This is a genomic window from Vibrio sp. AK197 (assembly GCF_053903115.1).
In genome coordinates this window covers 908,949-926,726 of sequence record NZ_CP096430.1, presented here as the reverse complement: position 1 = coordinate 926,726, position 17,778 = coordinate 908,949, and the positions used below count along the sequence as shown (strand labels likewise).

20 protein-coding genes are annotated in these 17,778 nt (G+C 45.5%); 10 read left to right on the top strand and 10 right to left on the bottom strand.

The genetic code is table 11. The features are described 5' to 3' along the window. Positions 1-109: 109 nt before the first annotated feature. Positions 110-397, bottom strand: a complete 288-nt coding sequence (locus M1D72_RS11565) for a YeaC family protein (protein ID WP_456296963.1) — start codon at positions 395-397, stop codon at positions 110-112. A 101-nt stretch (positions 398-498) separates the two neighbouring features. Between M1D72_RS11565 and M1D72_RS11560 the strand changes: the two genes are divergently transcribed. Next, a complete protein-coding gene (locus tag M1D72_RS11560; RefSeq protein ID WP_456296962.1) occupies positions 499-1,311 on the top strand; it encodes a DUF2989 domain-containing protein in 813 nt (270 codons plus the stop codon). Positions 1,312-1,353: 42 nt separating this feature from the next. Here the strand turns inward: M1D72_RS11560 and msrB are convergent, their stop codons facing one another. Next, positions 1,354-1,782 (bottom strand): peptide-methionine (R)-S-oxide reductase MsrB, encoded by a 429-nt coding sequence (msrB, locus tag M1D72_RS11555; RefSeq protein WP_390190865.1) that lies wholly within the window; start codon positions 1,780-1,782, stop codon positions 1,354-1,356. A gap of 326 nt (positions 1,783-2,108) precedes the next feature. Between msrB and gap the strand changes: the two genes are divergently transcribed. The 6 genes from gap to M1D72_RS11525 all read left to right on the top strand — a co-directional run bounded on the left by gap (position 2,109) and on the right by M1D72_RS11525 (position 8,593). Continuing rightward, complete coding sequence (gene gap / locus M1D72_RS11550) at positions 2,109-3,104, top strand: type I glyceraldehyde-3-phosphate dehydrogenase (protein WP_390190867.1); 996 nt, start codon at positions 2,109-2,111, stop codon at positions 3,102-3,104. A gap of 171 nt (positions 3,105-3,275) precedes the next feature. Beyond that, positions 3,276-4,166 (top strand): D-hexose-6-phosphate mutarotase, encoded by an 891-nt coding sequence (locus M1D72_RS11545; protein ID WP_456296961.1) that lies wholly within the window; start codon positions 3,276-3,278, stop codon positions 4,164-4,166. A 192-nt stretch (positions 4,167-4,358) separates the two neighbouring features. Further along, positions 4,359-6,395 carry a methyl-accepting chemotaxis protein gene (locus tag M1D72_RS11540; protein ID WP_456296960.1) on the top strand — a complete coding sequence of 679 codons (2,037 nt, stop codon included), beginning with the start codon at positions 4,359-4,361 and terminating at the stop codon, positions 6,393-6,395. Positions 6,396-6,512: 117 nt separating this feature from the next. Beyond that, on the top strand, positions 6,513-7,334 hold the full coding sequence (gene rlmA / locus M1D72_RS11535) for a 23S rRNA (guanine(745)-N(1))-methyltransferase (protein WP_456296959.1): 822 nt from the start codon (positions 6,513-6,515) through the stop codon (positions 7,332-7,334). Positions 7,335-7,622: 288 nt separating this feature from the next. After that, positions 7,623-7,979: a hypothetical protein gene (locus M1D72_RS11530; protein WP_456296958.1), complete on the top strand. Its 357-nt coding sequence runs from the start codon at positions 7,623-7,625 to the stop codon at positions 7,977-7,979. A gap of 113 nt (positions 7,980-8,092) precedes the next feature. Continuing rightward, positions 8,093-8,593, top strand: a complete 501-nt coding sequence (locus M1D72_RS11525; RefSeq protein ID WP_456296957.1) for a hypothetical protein — start codon at positions 8,093-8,095, stop codon at positions 8,591-8,593. 25 nt (positions 8,594-8,618) lie between these two features. Here the strand turns inward: M1D72_RS11525 and M1D72_RS11520 are convergent, their stop codons facing one another. Further along, on the bottom strand, positions 8,619-9,056 hold the full coding sequence (locus M1D72_RS11520; protein WP_456296956.1) for a YcgN family cysteine cluster protein: 438 nt from the start codon (positions 9,054-9,056) through the stop codon (positions 8,619-8,621). Positions 9,057-9,197: 141 nt separating this feature from the next. On the opposite strand from M1D72_RS11520, the gene M1D72_RS11515 reads away from it, so the two are divergent. Then, positions 9,198-9,446: a YkgJ family cysteine cluster protein gene (locus M1D72_RS11515; RefSeq protein WP_456296955.1), complete on the top strand. Its 249-nt coding sequence runs from the start codon at positions 9,198-9,200 to the stop codon at positions 9,444-9,446. A 149-nt stretch (positions 9,447-9,595) separates the two neighbouring features. Further along, complete coding sequence (gene aqpZ, locus M1D72_RS11510) at positions 9,596-10,306, top strand: aquaporin Z (protein WP_390190885.1); 711 nt, start codon at positions 9,596-9,598, stop codon at positions 10,304-10,306. Positions 10,307-10,358: 52 nt separating this feature from the next. On the opposite strand, the gene recR is transcribed toward aqpZ, so the two are convergent. The 6 genes from recR to M1D72_RS11480 form a co-directional block, all read right to left on the bottom strand. Continuing rightward, positions 10,359-10,961 carry a recombination mediator RecR gene (recR, locus tag M1D72_RS11505; protein ID WP_390190887.1) on the bottom strand — a complete coding sequence of 201 codons (603 nt, stop codon included), beginning with the start codon at positions 10,959-10,961 and terminating at the stop codon, positions 10,359-10,361. Positions 10,962-10,982: 21 nt separating this feature from the next. Next, a complete protein-coding gene (locus tag M1D72_RS11500; RefSeq protein ID WP_390190888.1) occupies positions 10,983-11,312 on the bottom strand; it encodes a YbaB/EbfC family nucleoid-associated protein in 330 nt (109 codons plus the stop codon). A gap of 76 nt (positions 11,313-11,388) precedes the next feature. Continuing rightward, positions 11,389-13,473, bottom strand: a complete 2,085-nt coding sequence (dnaX, locus tag M1D72_RS11495) for a DNA polymerase III subunit gamma/tau (protein ID WP_456296954.1) — start codon at positions 13,471-13,473, stop codon at positions 11,389-11,391. A 12-nt stretch (positions 13,474-13,485) separates the two neighbouring features. Beyond that, positions 13,486-14,031 carry an adenine phosphoribosyltransferase gene (apt, locus tag M1D72_RS11490; RefSeq protein WP_456296953.1) on the bottom strand — a complete coding sequence of 182 codons (546 nt, stop codon included), beginning with the start codon at positions 14,029-14,031 and terminating at the stop codon, positions 13,486-13,488. A gap of 158 nt (positions 14,032-14,189) precedes the next feature. Then, positions 14,190-14,555: a YbaN family protein gene (locus tag M1D72_RS11485; RefSeq protein WP_390190893.1), complete on the bottom strand. Its 366-nt coding sequence runs from the start codon at positions 14,553-14,555 to the stop codon at positions 14,190-14,192. 333 nt (positions 14,556-14,888) lie between these two features. Then, the gene (locus M1D72_RS11480; RefSeq protein WP_456296952.1) at positions 14,889-15,998 is read right to left on the bottom strand and encodes a response regulator; all 1,110 of its coding nucleotides are present in this window, start codon (positions 15,996-15,998) and stop codon (positions 14,889-14,891) included. Positions 15,999-16,237: 239 nt separating this feature from the next. On the opposite strand from M1D72_RS11480, the gene M1D72_RS11475 reads away from it, so the two are divergent. Continuing rightward, complete coding sequence (locus M1D72_RS11475; RefSeq protein WP_390190896.1) at positions 16,238-17,113, top strand: LysR family transcriptional regulator; 876 nt, start codon at positions 16,238-16,240, stop codon at positions 17,111-17,113. Positions 17,114-17,181: 68 nt separating this feature from the next. On the opposite strand, the gene M1D72_RS11470 is transcribed toward M1D72_RS11475, so the two are convergent. Beyond that, positions 17,182-17,730, bottom strand: a complete 549-nt coding sequence (locus M1D72_RS11470; protein ID WP_456296951.1) for an NAD(P)H nitroreductase — start codon at positions 17,728-17,730, stop codon at positions 17,182-17,184. Positions 17,731-17,778: the final 48 nt, after the last annotated feature.

Here is a 17,778-nt window from a genome sequence, read left to right as displayed (position 1 = left end):
GAAACCGTAAAAACGCGATTTTTCACAGTAAATTCCTACAGAGATTGTTCTGCTATTCGGTTAAAAAAAACCAGCCATAGGGCTGGTTTTTTTGTTTTTCACTCAAAAGTTACGAATCGAGATTAGGATTCACCCGCATGATGTCGCCTTGATCCGATTGGAACTGTTTTTTTAATTCGGCTTTAGACTTAAAAACAACATCGCCACCTTGGCCAATTGTCATATGTTGAGCTTGTGAATTATGCTTAGATTGATACAACATCACAGCTTGCATACAGGAATCTCGCTGCTGTTGGGAAAGTGGAGTACCCTCAGGCCATGTGCCTGTTTCTACAGCGTAAACTAAACGCTCATAAACTTCCGGAGTAATGGAGTTAATTAGCTGCTCAACATCCATGATGGTTTCCTTGCTTTTGACTTTGGCTCAAACATAACCAGCTGAAGAAGTGAGTCAAGGTTGGCCCAGAAAATAAGTGTAACTGATCACAAGCATTCATTATGAACTATATAAAAATCGTGTTAATCGCCGCATCAGCTCTGGCGCTCGGCGGATGTTTTGAAGGTAGAAAGAATACAGAGCAGTTGTGCACCGATAACCCGGCACTGCGCTGCGAGAAACTGAATATGAATGATGGTCAATGCCGCATTCCAAGAACCGACCTCATTTGGCATCGTTTTGAAGTGATGAAAAACCCAAGCGAAGCCAATAAAATCGATGAGTACAAATTCTTAATGGAATACCGAAAGTGCCTCGAACTGGCCTCGCAAATCCAAACCATTGACCAAACAGAGTTACGCCAAAAACGTTTCAATGCTCTCGTTCACTCCGGCAATGAACAAGAACGCATCGTAATGGAGCTGCGCAGTTCACAGCAGCCTCAAACATTGTACTTTTTGTGGAGCCAACTTGGTGACGAACACGCCAGACGTGCATTCCTACAAATGGAAGGTTCTCCAGAGCTTGATACGGCTGAAATGCAATACGCGTTAGCCACGTATTACACCAACCGTGACAAGCAAAAGACCATTGAACTGCTCAACCGCTCTCTTGAACTTTCCACTGGCGATAACGTCAACGTCGAAGCAGTGAAATCACTGGCTAGCATCTATTATCATGTTCAAAACAAAGAAGCCGCCTATATCTGGACGCAAGTCGCAAGTGAATACGATGTCCCCCTCGTGCCCAAGCGCCAACTCCAACTACTGTACGGCTTCAATGATGCAAAATATGATCAACTTGATGATATGGCGGCAGAAGTAGAAAGCGCCCTGAAATCCGGGCGCTTTAGGCGTAGTTTAGTTCCGTATTAAACTCATACCTACGAATGAAAGGAACAAACAACAAGCGGCGAATTATTCGCCGTTTTTTGTTGGATTGTTGAAAGTTAACGACACTGAGTTAACACAAAACCGTTCTCCGGTTGTTGGCGGACCATCAGGAAAAACGTGACCTAGGTGGCTATCACAAACTGCGCATCGGATCTCAGTTCTGACCATTCCGTGACTTCGATCTTCTAGGTAGTGAATCGCTTCTGGGTTAATCGGCTGGTCAAAACTCGGCCAACCACATCCTGAATCGTATTTATCGTTTGATGAGAAAAGTGGCGTATGACAACAAGTGCATGAATACACACCTGTTTCTTTATTGTGCAACAACGTACCACTATAGGGCGCTTCTGTACCATGCTCACGACACACGCGATATTGTTCTTCAGATAACTGCTCACGCCACTCTGCGTCTGACTTTACGACTTTATTTTCGTCATGTTCCACAGCGGACATTCTCCTCATTCTCACTTTTTATATTCACTTTTTTAGGGAAAAACTTGCTAAGCTTACCCTTTGTAGCACATACTTTCACCCCATAACAGGGTGGGTGGATTTTGCCTGGTTGGGTAACGCCAACCTGCCCCTTATTTAGACTGGCGTACAGTTTATCTCGCATTAAGCTCAAAAGATAACCAACTGCTAACAATTGTGAAAGAAAGCGTCGCTTTTTTTTGACTTTAAACAAGTTAAGTCTGATTATCTGTTGCAGATTTTTGCTGGGTTCTGTAATTTTACTACCAGTTATCTTTAATCAGAAATTAAGTTGTGGAGCAACTATAATGACTATCAAAGTAGGTATTAACGGTTTTGGCCGTATCGGCCGTTTCGTATTCCGTGCAGCACAAGAACGTAACGACATCGAAGTTGTAGGTATCAACGACCTTATCGACGTAGATTACATGGCGTACATGCTTAAGTACGATTCAACTCACGGCCGTTTCAACGGTACTGTTGAAGTTGAAGGTGGTAACCTAATCGTTAACGGTAAAACTGTACGTGTTACTGCAGAGCGCAACCCTGAAGACCTTAAATGGGACGCAATCGGTGTTGACGTTGTTGCTGAAGCAACTGGTATCTTCCTAACTGACGAAACTGCACGTAAACACATCACTGCAGGTGCGAAGAAAGTTGTTCTTACTGGTCCTTCTAAAGACGCAACTCCAATGTTCGTTAACGGTGTAAACTTCGACACTTACGCTGGCCAAGATATCGTTTCTAACGCTTCTTGTACTACTAACTGTCTTGCACCTATCGCTAAAGTTCTTAACGACAAGTTCGGTATCGAATCTGGTCTTATGACAACAGTTCACGCAACTACGGCAACTCAAAAAACTGTAGATGGTCCTTCTGCAAAAGACTGGCGTGGTGGTCGTGGTGCTTCTCAAAACATCATCCCATCTTCAACTGGTGCTGCTAAAGCGGTAGGCGTTGTACTTCCAGAAGTAAACGGCAAACTAACTGGTATGGCTTTCCGCGTACCAACTGCTAACGTTTCTGTTGTTGACCTAACTGTTAACCTAGTAAACGGCGCTTCTTACGAAGACATCTGTAAAGCAATGAAAGAAGCTTCTGAAGGCGAACTAAAAGGCGTTCTAGGTTACACTGAAGACGCAGTTGTTTCTCAAGACTTCATCGGCGAAACTTGCACTTCAGTATTTGATGCTAAAGCAGGTATCGCACTAACTGACAAATTCGTTAAAGTTGTATCTTGGTACGACAACGAAATCGGTTACTCAAACAAAGTTCTAGACCTAGTTGCTCACATCTCTAAATAATGTAAGCTTTTAGCGAAGATTTTTGTAAAAGGCGGCTCTCGAGTCGCCTTTTTTGTATTCCAATATAACCCACGCGTGGATAACTGGAATTCATTTGGATTACGGTCCGAACACACACAAGCTTTGCCGCGTTGCAAGGCGGTGCCTAGGACCTCCGCCTAGGAGACAATCATGGATTTATATTCTCTCCCTGCCCTATCGGTACTTTCCGATACGGTATCGATTATTGAAAAAGATGCACTTAAGATAGTCCGTATCATCAGTGGCAAAGCTCGTGCGGCAATCGCTCTGCATGGTGGTCATGTTATGTCTTACCAACCAAGCGACCAACCTGACGTCATTTGGATGAGCGAGGCAGCAATCCTTGACGGCAAAGCCGCTATTCGCGGCGGAGTGCCCGTCTGCTGGCCATGGTTTGGTGGTCTTGCCTCCCCTTCTCATGGTTTTGCTCGTACCAGCGAATGGCAACTCATCGAGCACCGAGAAAATGAAAATGGTGTCGTCGTTTGCCTGGGCTTAAACGATTCACAGCAGACTCGAGATATCTGGCCACACCAATTTGAGCTCAAGCTATATGTCGAAGTGGGTGACCAACTCAAGATCACTCTAGATATGCACAACCCGAGTGAAGTCGCATGGCCATTCTCCGCAGCGCTGCACACTTATCTTAATGTGTCTGATATTACCTCAGTGACAACGTCAGGAATGGGGCCAAACTACATCGATAAATTGCAAGATGGCAAAACCTGCCAAGGCGACTCTGAACTTGTACTTAGCCATGCCATTGACCGAATCTATACTCAGCCGAGCGCTGCAATACATGTTGAAGATAAAGGCTATGAGCGTACGTTGAAAGTTGAAAACCAAGGCCATAATGCTGCTGTGATGTGGAACCCTTGGAAAGAAGGCGCTTCTGCTATGGCCGATATGAATGACAACGGTTACCAGACGATGCTATGTGTTGAGTCCACCGTATTTAGCCCTAGCTTAGAAAGCGGACAACTCGTCGCTGCTGGTGAAAGCCATCAGCTTATCACGACCATTACGCCTATCACTGCTTGAGTTTACACCGCACTTCAAACTTCAGCTTCTGTTTGGGGTGCGGCCGACCAATTAAGCCAATAGTTAAATTTTAAATTCACCCTTTCGTTAACACGAATCAAGTTTCCTATTTATAAATCTTTGTACCATCGGCAACTTCAAACATAAATAAAGTGCATAACAGTGCATAAACTCTGCCGTCTAGGACTAAAGATGATGAATAGATATAAAAATCAGAGCGTAGGATTTCAACTTAAGCTCGTTATCACCTTGTGTTTACTTGTTGCATTTACTTGCATCGCCACACTCGTCTACCGAAGCGCTTCTCAGCAGTTGCTTGACTCCACCTTTATAGAGCACCAGTCTAAGGTCAATGCATTAGCCAAAGCGATTTCAGGCCAATACGATGCCTACCTGAATAACGCCAATGAGCTCGAATCGACGTTCCGCCATAGCTACCTGTCAGGCCTTCAAGAAAGTAATGACTCACGCTTTTTCCACGGCCATGAGATTCCAGACCTAACCAAAGGTGGCACTAGCCTTATCGGCAGCACTCAAATTGTTGACCAATTTACGCGTGACACTGGCGCTGTTGCCACCTTGTTTGCTCGTCAAGGTGATCGTTTTATGCGTATCTCAACCTCACTGAAGAACCCATCGGGAGAGCGCGTGGTGGGGACCTATTTAGATAACCAGCACCCTGGCTATAATACCCTTAGCGCTGGGCAGCCTTACCATGCACAAGTAAAACTGTTTGGTAAACGTTATATTACCTACTATGCCCCGATTAAAAATGCGCGTGGTGAGATCTTTGCTATCTCGTTTATCGGTTTATCCGTGAACAAGGCGACTCAAGATCTGTTCAAATCCCTCGCTGAAATTCAGTGGGGCGATAGTGGTTATACGATCATCGTTGATAACGAAAAAGACAATCTCGGCCACTATTTGCTTCACCCGACCCATAAAGAAAGTGGCCCTTCGATCATAGACGTTCCAGACCATGATGGGAATAAGCCGTTCGCTTCTATCTTTGAACAACCAAGTGGCTTGATTCGTTATCCATATGAATACCAGGGTCATATTGGTGAAAAGTACCTGATTTATGCTGAAGTACCAGGATGGAACTGGAAACTGCTTGGCGGAACCTTCGTTGAAGAAGTGACGAAAGGCAGCCAAGCATTACTCAAACTGATCACCTGGATTGCGCTATCGATTGGTGCAGTTACGTTTATTTTGCTCAGCGTCATTTTGAATCGTACCTTGAAACCTTTAACCACACTGAGTGGCTATATGCAGCGATTGAGTGAAGGTGAAGTCAGCCTTGCTGTGGCTGGTGGCGAGGCCTCATCTAAAAATGAAATTGCCAACCTCACCTATGGGGTCGCTCATATGGCAAACCAATTGAATCATTTAGTCACGGACATTCGCCGTACCAGTGATGATGTCGATACCAATGCGACCAATATGGCAGAAGACGCCGAACGCAACCTAGCGCAGTCGAACCGTCAACAGGAGCAAGTTGATCAAGTGGTCACCGCGATTGAGGAAATGGCCACTTCGGCGCAGTCCGTCGCGCAGCAAGTTGAAACCATTGCTGAAAATGTACGACAAGCCAACGGTAACTCCCAAACTGGACTCAAGGTTGTCGAAGATGTCTGTATTGATGTCGCAGAACTGAATTCTCAGCTCGATCAATCTGCGCAAGTTATTCATCAAGTCAGCGAAGACAGCCAAAGTATCCAAACCGTGACAGACATGATCAATGAGATCGCAGAACAAACCAACTTACTGGCGCTGAACGCGGCCATTGAAGCCGCGCGAGCCGGAGAGCAAGGCCGAGGATTTGCCGTCGTCGCCGACGAAGTGAGAACCCTCGCACACCGCACTCAAACCTCGGTTCAAGACGTGGTGAGTATTATCGAAAAACTCAAAGGGTCAACCAGCCAAGCGGTAGAGATGATGAATCACAGTCAGTCGCGGGCTAACCATGTTTTAGAGAAAGCTCACCAAGCCGGCGGCGCGTTAGAATCCATTACTGATGATGTGCAATCTATCGCATCACAAGCTGAGACCATCGCAGCAACCTGTGAGGAGCAAGCTCAAGTTTCACAGGAGATTGCTCAAAACACGACGCAAATCAGTGAATTAAATCACGAAAGTGGAGAAATTAGCGCACAAACATCAACAAGTGCCACCAGTTTGCAGTTGCAAGCCAAAGCACTGAAACAGCAAGTGAGTTTCTTCCACTAGCCTGCCATAGCCATCTCGATATTAAGCTGACTGGACTTAGGTATTGAGATGGCTAACCCATGTGAATATTGATAGAATCGCGACCTGTTTTTATCACTTATCACTCGGTGCTTTTTCGTGTATCAATGCCCTCTATGCCTTCAGCCGCTGACACTTGATGATCGCAGCTATCGCTGTGACAACAACCATCAATTTGATGTCGCTAAGGAAGGCTATGTCAATCTCATGCCGGCTCACCATAAACGTTCAAAAGACCCGGGTGATAATAAACAGATGATGCAAGCTAGACGTCGATTTCTTGAAGGTCACCACTACCAACCGATGCGTGAACAAGTCGCGCAATTACTTCGAGCATCATTAGCCACGGAGTCACGAGCTGTTCTCGATATCGGGTGTGGTGAAGGCTACTACACCGCTCAAATTCACCAAACTCTCAGCGAGAAGCACCCACAGCTGCGTACATTTGGTTTAGACATCTCTAAAACGGCAATACGCTCAGCGGCGAAACGCTACCCTCAGTGCGAATTTTCTGTCGCCTCAAGTCATCGCTTACCTTTTGCTGATCAGAGTCTTGATGCGATTGTGCGTATTTATGCTCCTTGTAAAGCCCCCGAACTCAGTCGGTGCTTAAATACCCACGGCGTGGTGATAACGGTAACCCCTGCGGCGCGGCACCTCTATCAGCTTAGAGAACAGATTTATTCGAGTGTTCGCTTACATGATGAGACACCAGAGAAACTGGATGGTTTTGAGCTTGAAGCGGAGCAGCACCTTCATTATCCGATGGAACTCAATAACGGCGCAGCCTTTGATTTATTACAAATGACCCCTTTTGCTTGGAAAGCCAGTGATGCACTCCGCGAGCAGCTGCAGACGGCTATCGATTTCCATTGTGAAGCCGATTTTATGCTGCGTGTTTACCGAAAAAAAGTAGTCTAAAACTCTCACCGCTGCGCTTAGTCAAATAAGTGGCAGCGGCAATATTTATCCCCTTTCCCCCCAACCACGCTCGATACATCTCACCTTGCAAACCAAGACGACCCAATTACTCACTTTAATAAACAATAAGTTAACGCAAATTTATAATTAAAAGCGCCTTAAAAGCCGTCAACATTAGGTTTAGGCGCGCTTTTTGCTTTGTCATTTTTTAAACAATTTTGTGAAATTTTGCACAAGTTTCTCTCACTAACGCCGATACAGTATTGGTGATGTTATAAGGAGATGAGTATGAATCCTGTAGGTATAGAGTCGACGCAAGCGCTTCCACCTCAGCAGGCGAAAGCTCAAAAGGCAACGCCCTCTTCTGACCCAGCGACCACTCCGCTACGCGTCGACCACAATAAGGTCACGCTATCAGATGAAGGTAAAGCTCTGCTCGCAGCACTTCAGGCCATCGAAAAAGAAAGCAAGCATGATGCACAAGCAGAAGAAACCGTGGGTGATAAGGTAGAATCTTTTGCTCATGGCGCTTTAGGGATGGAGCACCCAGATAAAATGAAAGAGGAAGAGGATGGTTCCTACTCTGCGGGGCAATTTTTTTCCGCAGCGGCAACCATTGGTGGCATCATACTGGCTATCGCCTAAGTTAAACGCTCTGGTTTGATTAATATTTTTTGTTTTGATGATAGCAAGCGTGATTTGTCGAAGTAAAAGATAGATAGCATCATTGCTGCATAAACCTTTGATGAGAATCTGCAGTGAAACGCCGCTTTATTTCTTTTAAATTGGCAAATGTTGGCGCGCTCGTTTTGTTATTGGCAACCCTTGTTCCTCTCCTTCTTCACGCTCACGAGTTCGCTTCAAGTAACTTAATGCCAACCGCGCTGATATTGTCTATTGCATCAGTCTTCAGCTTTGCTATTGGCAGCCGATACCACATACAAACAAAAGCCGCTAAGCAATCTAACAACCTCAAGCAAGATAAGAACGACGAAAATCTGCCTATAGAACGCTCTTTGTTATCGCATTTTACTTCTCGTCCCTGTGACCAAGAACAATGGCTACGTAATCAACTTTTTCTATTATCCAACGAGCTCAAGCAATTACCACCATTGGTACATTGCAATACGACTCAAAAGCTACACTACCAAAACCTCACTGAGCAGCGCCTTGATGTCTTAAAACAGTTGGAAGACTTACACAAAACAAAGGTACTAAAGCGTCAAATTGAGCTAGGTTTTAGCGAAAAACAAGAATAAAGGCACCAAAAAGCAGCCTTTATTCTTAACGATGGGGATGATTGATCAAGTGGTCTTCCCAATCAATCACATCAATTTCATACACGACCTTATTACGAACGCTCTCTTGCGCCTCATGCATCGCTTTCTTAGAGCCTGTAATCAGCGGGTGCCACTCGGGGAGAGTTTGGCCATCCGCCAAAAGCCGATAAGCACACGTGTCGGGTAACCAGTGGAATTCTGCAATCTTATCACGCGTCAGTTTTAAGCACTCTTCACCCGATTCAAATCGATTCGGATAATCTTTGCAAGAACAAGTTTGGTCATCGAGTAAACTACAAGCCACGTTGGTGTAATACACCTCATCCGTGTCCTCATCCATCAACTTATGCAAACAACATTTACCACAACCGTCACACAGTGATTCCCACTCTGCTTCTGTCATCTGTTCTAATGTTTTGCTCTGCCAAAATGGAGTCGTCATTACTACTTGCCTTTATGATTGCTTGTCTTGAAGGGAAGCGTTTATACCGCTGTCGCTAAAAAACTTCAAGGATAAAATTTGAGCTGTCTCACACTCAATTTTTTGATACCATCGCCGCCCAATTTCATCATGGATATTATTATGGATTGTCGCCTTGGTTGTGGCGCATGCTGCATCGCTCCCAGTATTTCATCCGCCATTCCAGGCATGCCAAACGGCAAACCTGCAGGTCAACGCTGTATCCAGCTTGATGATAACAATCTTTGCCAACTGTTTGGTCACCCAGATAGACCAAAAGTGTGTGCTGATTTTAAGCCATGTCCCAGTATTTGTGGCACTAGCAACCAACAAGCCCTTACGATTATCACTGAGCTTGAGCAGTTAACGTAATACGTTTCTTACGCAAATCGCCACAAAAACAAGACAGCATACCGTTATGAGCCAGTGAGTTCACTGTGTTGCAGTTTTGAACCATGCATTCAATGTGGTTATCCTCTATGTTTCAGCCAGTCTTCATTAAATTGAATGGGTATTGGCATATGAACAAATATTTAGCAGAAGCATTTGGCACCTTTTGGTTAGTGCTAGGCGGTTGTGGTAGCGCAGTGTTAGCGGCAGGATTTCCAGAGGTTGGTATCGGATTACTGGGCGTTGCACTCGCTTTCGGTTTGACGGTACTTACCATGGCTTTTGCAATCGGTCACATTTCAGGGTGCCACCTTAATCCAGCAGTCACTATCGGCCTATGGGCAGGTGGACGCTTTGATGGTCGTGAGATCCTCCCTTACGTTATTGCCCAAGTGATAGGTGGGATAATTGCGGGGGGCATACTTTATCTCATCGCTTCAGGACAGGTCGGGTTTGATGTCGCAGGCTCGGGTTTTGCTGCAAATGGATATGGTATGCATTCTCCAGGTCAGTACTCTTTCTCTGCCGTTGTCATCACAGAAATCGTCATGACAATGATGTTTTTGATCGTCATCATGGGCGCAACCGACGAACGAGCACCACAAGGCTTTGCTCCTATTGCGATTGGCCTCTGCTTAACTTTAATTCACTTAATCAGCATTCCAGTAAGTAATACCTCCGTCAACCCAGCTCGTAGCACTGCAGTGGCGATTTACGTGGGTGATTGGGCGACCTCTCAACTTTGGATTTTCTGGTTGGCACCGATTATCGGGGGAATCGTTGGCGCGGTGATGTATCGAGTTATTGCGGGCAGCCCTAACCCGAGACATGCTGTGATTTAAATACAGAAAAGCCCGCATTCGCGGGCTTTTAATTTTTCGATAGCAGCATCGGCTATTTGAGCATCTGACGACCAAGCAGGGAATGCGAGAGCGTGGTGCCATCGACCAACTCCAGCTCGCCACCAACAGGAACACCATGAGCAATGCGACTCGCTGACACATGGTGCTCTTTACACAACTCGGCAATATAATGCGCTGTTGCTTCACCTTCTACCGTTGGATTGGTGGCCAAAATCACTTCTTGGATATCACCACGACGTAAACGGTAATCCAGAACATCCAAGCCAATATCGCTCGGCCCAATCCCATCAAGTGGCGAAAGGTGCCCCATCAATACAAAATAACGGCCTGAATACTGACCCGTAGCTTCTACCGCCGCAATATCCGCAGGGCTCTCTACGACGCAAATAAGCCCATTTTCTTGACGTTTTGGGTTACTACAGATATGACAAACTTCCAGCTCAGTGAAAGTTCGGCACTCCTGACAATGCCCTACTTCGGTCATGGCTTGACTTAATGCTTCAGCCAGTTGAAGACCGCCTTTTCTGTCGCGCTGTAACAAATGAAAGGCCATACGCTGTGCTGACTTGGGTCCAACCCCAGGCAAGCAACGTAAGGCCTCCATCAAATGCTCCAGCATATGACTGGTACGCATTAATCGTTCTCAGCTGTCAAATTAGAACGGCATTTTCATGCCTGGTGGAAGCTGCATTCCGCCAGTCACGCCCGCCATTTTCTCTTTTTGAGTCTCTTCAATACGACGAGCTGCATCATTGAATGCCGCAGCTACAAGATCTTCAAGCATTTCTTTGTCGTCTTCCATCAAGCTTTCATCGATGTCAACGCGACGAACACTGTGGCTACCAGTAATAGTCACTTTAACAAGACCTGCACCCGACTCACCGGTTACTTCCATATTTGCGATTTCTTCTTGAAGCTTTTGCATTTGCTCTTGCATTTGCTGGGCTTGCTTCATCAAATTACCCATACCGCCTTTACCAAACATGTTTGTCTCTCTGGTTTTGTTCGCTATTGAAAAAGGTTATGGGGTCGACATTGGATAATTTCAACCCCACAAATGATTAGACAGGTCTTACGCTATTTTTATCCAATTCAGCCGCAAAACGTTGCTCAATAAATTGAATAATGGTGTCTTGCTCTAAACTCTGGAACGCCTGCTCTAACTTAGATTGATATAGCTTATCTCTTAACTCTAGTGGGGTTTGTCCAGCCTCGCCGATTTCGACACTAAGGTGACATTCGTACCCCAAAGCTTGATTAAGCGCTGATAACAACTCACTTTGCGCACGTTCTGTATTTAAATGGGCCTGATTTGGGCGCAAGGTAAGAACTACCGAAGATTCGCTCTGAGCAAACGAAGAGTTTAATGCTAATTGCTCAACCAGTTTTGGAATCGTCAGTGTTTGAATTAATGCCGCCCAACTATCTTGATTGACCGACTCTTCCACTAACTTTTGCGTCATTTCAGGCGTCTTTTCATGTTCCAACGCACTTTTTATCATGGTTGGCGTCAGCTCTTTACGCGTCTGTTTTTCAGCCAGCGGCTGAGTTGGCATCCAGCGATAAGGCTCATCACTTTCAACCGTTGCCGTCATCGATTCACTCTCTTGTGGCGACATCCGCTGTGCAGAACTTGAGCCGTGCTTTTGTACGACACGTTCGAGAACCGACTGAGGTTTGGCAGATGCCGCTTTAGGCTTTTTTGGATCAGTCCCTGGCTTTTGAGCTAACCCTTTGCGTTGCGAGCGTAATTGATGGCGCAGCCCACCTAGATTAGATGTCGCAGGTTGTGACGACGGCTGTGTCTGTGATGGAGTGGGTTCTGTCTCTTGCGCCCCCGCAGGCTGGTCATATTGCGGTTCATAAGCCTGCGTCGGAATAGACTGGTGAGAATACTCATCCATGACTTGCTGATCATCACGTTCAGTGGTCTCCGTCGATGGCTCAGATTGCCGTTCAGGAGTTGCAGTGACCGGATTAGACACTGGTGGCGCAGCTTGAGAAACGGGCTGAGGCGCAACGTCTTGCTTCTGGGTCGTGACCACATTCGCCGCATTGGTTTGCACCGGAGCAAACGCCAACATGCGAAGCAAACACATCTCAAGGCCAACGCGTTCTGTTGGCGAGAAAGGTAAATCTTCTCTGCCTTTCAATGCGATCTGATAGTAAAGCTGGACATTTTCCGGAGCGATCGCTTGAGCTAACAACTCAATTCGCTCGCTATCAGGTTGGGTTTTATCGAGAGTCGATGGCAAAGCTTGGTACATAGCAATACGGTGTAGCTGCACGGCCAGTTGCTTCAGTAACCCATCCCATTCAACGCCATTTTGAGCCAGTCCTTCAATACTGGTCATTACGGACGTCGGTTGTTTAGTACTAATTGCTTCAAGTAAATAGATAGCTTGATCAGTATCTAGGGTTCCTAACATATGACTGACGGTGTCTTTGCCGACAGCCCCATTACCTATGGCAATGGCTTGGTCTGCAAGGCTTAACGCATCACGCATACTGCCATCAGCTGCGTGAGCAATCATCCCAAGCGCTTGGCTTTCTGCAGAGAGCTGTTCTTGCTGCAGTACATGCTCTAACTGCTGATGAATTGCATCAACGGTGATAGGTTTAAGGTGGAACTGCAGACAACGAGACAAGATCGTAACAGGCAACTTTTGTGGATCCGTCGTCGCCAATAAAAATTTGACGTATTCAGGCGGCTCTTCCAAGGTTTTAAGCAAGGCATTAAAACTGTGGCGTGAGAGCATGTGAACTTCGTCAATCAGGTAGACTTTAAAGCGCCCTCGAGCCGGCTTATATTGGACGTTATCCAGCAGTTCGCGAGTATCTTCAACCTTAGTGCGTGATGCCGCATCAATTTCGAGTAGGTCGACAAAACGACCTTGGTCGATCTCTTTACAGGTGTCACATTCTCCGCACGGCGTTGCGGTAATCCCCGTCTCACAGTTCAGCCCTTTAGCAAATAACCGACCAATCGTCGTTTTGCCGACACCACGAGTCCCACTAAACAGATACGCATGATGTAAGCGATTTTGTGCCAGAGCATTTTCTAGAGCAGTTAAAACATGACTTTGACCCACCACTTCATTGAACTTAGTGGGTCTCCATTTGCGCGCTAAGGCTAAATAACTCATTAAAATATCCGATTAATGTCCTTCAAATTCACAGATACTGTAAACGTTCAGGCCTAAAGCTTCCAGACGCTTGTCACCCCCAATTTCAGGAAGGTTAATAACAAACGCTGCATGGTCAACTTCTCCGCCTAGTTGGCGAATCAATTGGGTTGTTGCTTCTATGGTACCACCGGTGGCCAGCAAATCATCGACCATAAGAACTTTATCGCCCTCTTTGATTGCATCAGTATGGATTTCCAGCGTATCCGTACCGTATTCCAAGTCGTAAGTCTGAGCGATAGTCGCACGTGGTAATTTACCGGGTTTACGCACTGGTACAAAACCAATACCTAATTCCAGTGCCAAAGGCGCACCAAATAAGAAACCGCGAGCTTCAGTTCCCACGACTTTGGTGAAGCCCATATCTTTGTATTTGTCGACCAGCACTTGAATCGTGGCTTGGTACGCTTTTGCGTCTTCCATTAGGCTAGTGACATCACGAAATAGGATGCCTGGCTTTGGATAATCAGGGATACTTTTGATACTTGCTTTGATCAAAGAGATGGTTTCAGTTGTCATAGTTTTATTACTTCAATTTGCGACTTGTCATCTTTGATTAGCGATGACCATCAGCGTCAACTCACACCTAAATCGATATTTCACTTCCGTCAAACATGCTTTTGGTATGATAGAAAAACAAACGCCCACTCGAAGAGTGGGCACACTTCCCTGCAATCTTAGTGATTTTCTTCGTCATCAGCAAGGTGCTCAATCACAGGTAATTGCACAAACCAAAGTAGTAAAACGATTGCGAAAATCAACAGCGCAATTTTTAACCACAAAAAAGGAGAAAAATAAATAGATACGGTAAAACTAAGAACAATGAGCGCCATGGCTCTATGTTTTGCTGAGCGACGTAAGGCTCGTTTTTCTTGCCAGTCACGGATGAAAGTGCCAAACGTGGGATGATGTATTATCCAGTGATGAAAACGGGGACTACCACGCATGAAACAAGCACTGGCAAGGAGGATAAAGGGGGTGGTCGGCAACAAGGGCAACACAGCACCAAGAATGCCTAAACCAACACAGAGCCCACCAACCACATTATAACAATAACGACGAACAGTGATGGTAAGCTCCCAGGTTGATACTTAAAATCCCTGATAGCCGTTGAACACTCGAATCCAGGTTAGTGTTGCCGGCAAAGTGGGAATTAACAAGGCAAGGATAAATCCTAAAAAGTAGAGAATATTATAAGGTTCTTTAAAATCTTTGTCCGCCATTATCTTCGTCTCGGTTAAGTTGTACTCGACGCATTTGGTTAACTTAACGTTAACCAAATGCTGTTAGTTTGTATAACCGGAGACTATACGGCAAACCACTCAGCTCAAACACTGACAATCTTTGTGGTTATTGCCATTCTGCGAAGCGAAGCATTATTGCTTGGGCTGTGTATCTTGCACAATATCCAATGAAAAACTTGAAGAGCCTAAACGACTTAAAGACAAACGACATTGCTGACCAACCGGTAGATCTTTCGTCATAAAGTTTTTCACGCAGTTTTCCCCTAAATCAACGCCAGCGGCAATATGTTGAGTTAGCTGATCATTTGACCACTGAGATTCTAAACCTGCCGGCAAAATCGACATGGTTCCAGCTGAAACATCGACCAATCCAAACAGCGCTTTAACGGGATTCACTGAGCTTGAACACGTCAGGCCTTTCTCAATCAAATAGGCGAGATCCTTTAAATCGGCGCTGAAGTTCTTAAGCTGACGCAAATAATCATGGAACAGAGCTCTGACCAACAATGTGGTGGACGCACCATCCGTCTCATGGCTGCCTGAGTCAACCAAGTAAAACGCCAACTGGCCGTTCATCAACCAAGCGTAATCAAACACCATTGGCATCATGTCAGTTGATTGCAGCAAACGATAGTTAACCTTCCATACACCTTGTGATGAATCTGCTTCTGGCAGCAGAGCATGAAGTAGTTCTTTGGCGGCATTAGGGTTCTTTTTTAGGTACTTAAGGTGCCAATGCAGCTCCCGCTCTTCTGGTACGTCGCCATTATCAACTCGAAACCATTGGGTGGCAAAATCGCGCTGCTCAGAAAGACGGTCAAAAGAGTCATCTAACGTATTTTCAATTGAGTTGGCCAAATTGCGATGATCACTGATTGGCTTTGGTAAAAAATCTTTGATGCCAAAGCGCAGCGCTTTAGCGACATCCGAGATATCTTCTGTGGCTGAAACCACGATGGTTGGCAGGGACGGATACTCCAAGCTCACTTCTTCCACGAACTCCAAGCCATCAAGTACTGGCATCGATAAGTCACAAAGGATTAAGTCAGGAACGCATTCGCGCAGCCGCTTGAGCCCATCGAGACCATCTTCAGCTTCAACAACTTTATATCCTTGAGCAGTAAGAAAATTTTTGGTGACGTTACGAAAAATCGGGTCATCATCCACTAACATAATGAGCTTTTGCTCTTCGGCAGGTGCAAAGGGCTCATCCGCCGGTAAATTGCATACTTTGTTATGCATCACTTTCGCCTCACTAAAATTCCGAAGGTATTTTTATTATTTGCTTTCGGCACATTTTATAAACTTCTCTAAATTTAGTCGTGAAAGTTGCTTTATACAAATCTTCCACCTTGGCTTGATCAAAAACACTAGATATATGAAATGTCCTAAATCAGAGAACTTGTTGATGTGACTCAAGCTTCAACATTTGATATACATATAAATTACTCTGAATTAATAAAACAATGCACCCCCAACTAATGAAATTAGATGATCTCAATTTATTCAGACTGGTTGTCGAAAATGGCAGTTACACTGCTACTTCTCGTAAAACACTCATTCCAGTCGCTACAATTACGCGGCGAATCCAAGCGCTAGAAGATTCGCTTAACCTCAGATTGCTCAACCGCCATGCTCGAAAACTGTCTTTAACAGAAGCTGGCGAACGATTTTTTAAAGAGTGCTCTCCATTGCTACAACGCTTGTCGATGACCGCAGAGGAGATTACAGATGAGTGTCGTGGCGCTGCGGGTAAAATTCGCATTTCGGCTCCATCGAACTTAACCAAACGAATGATGATGCCAATGTTTAATGAATTCATGCATCAGTTCCCTGACATCAACATTGAACTTACCACCAGTGACCATGCAGACCAACTGGATCCCACTGAATGGGATGTGATTTTTCGAGTCGGTCCACAGCGTGACTCCAGCCTTATTGCAAGAAAAATCAATTCAGTCAAAGACATATTGGTTGCTAGCCCAGAATATCTCAAGACGCACCCAATGCCTAAACACGCCGAAGAGTTGCATCACCATAACTTGCTTAAAGGTCGTCCCCTACTCAAATGGCAGTTGACCAACAGTAATGGTGAAACCGTGGTCAATAATGACCAAGGTCGCTTTCAGGCCAACACGCTAAACGTGGTTCGTCGTGCTTGTTCTTCCGGCCTAGGCATTACACTCATGCCAGATGTTATGATTCAGGAATTCATTAAAGACGGCAGCCTAGTCCAAGTCTTAGGTGATTGGAGTGCCAACCCAAGAGATATTTATATGCTTTACAATCATAAAGACCACTTGCCGGAAAAAGTGCGTTTATTTATTGATTTTGTTATTGAATATCATATCCACTGATCGTGGATTGTGAGAAAAAGGGGCGAAGTTAGCCCCCTTTTTCGCTAACTGTCTTTATTCCTTCCTTTCTACAAATACTCAACAAAATCACCCAGTTTTCTCTCCGGCGCTTTCATGGGTTCAAAATTTGGCGTGCCAAGGTAAAGAAAACCTACTATTTGATCTTCTCCACTTAGCCCAAATGCTTGATGCACATTGGCGTCAAACATGATATTGCCTGAACGCCAGAAGCCTTGGAAACCTTGCGCAACCGCCGCCATTTGCATCGCTTGTACAGCGCAACCCGCTGAGATATGTTGTTCAATGGCTGGGACTTTAGGATGTTCCGTTACCTTGGCAATCACGGTGATCACCATAGGCGCACGAAATGGCGCATGGCGCATCTTTTCTACCACCGCTTCCTCGCTTTGATTTGCGATCGCGGCTTGCGACAAAATAGTGGCCAATTTGTTGAGGCCAGACCCTTGGGCTATAACAAAACGCCATGGTGTAAGGCCACCATGATCTGGGGCTCTCAGACCGGCGCGAATAATATTTTCTAATACTTTGCCTTCAGGCGCTGGTGCCGACAGTTTTCCCACAGAACGTCGCCCGAGTAATAGTTCTAAAGCATCCATGAGTTTGTCCTTATTGTTGGCTATAAATGAGAAGTCTTATCATAAACT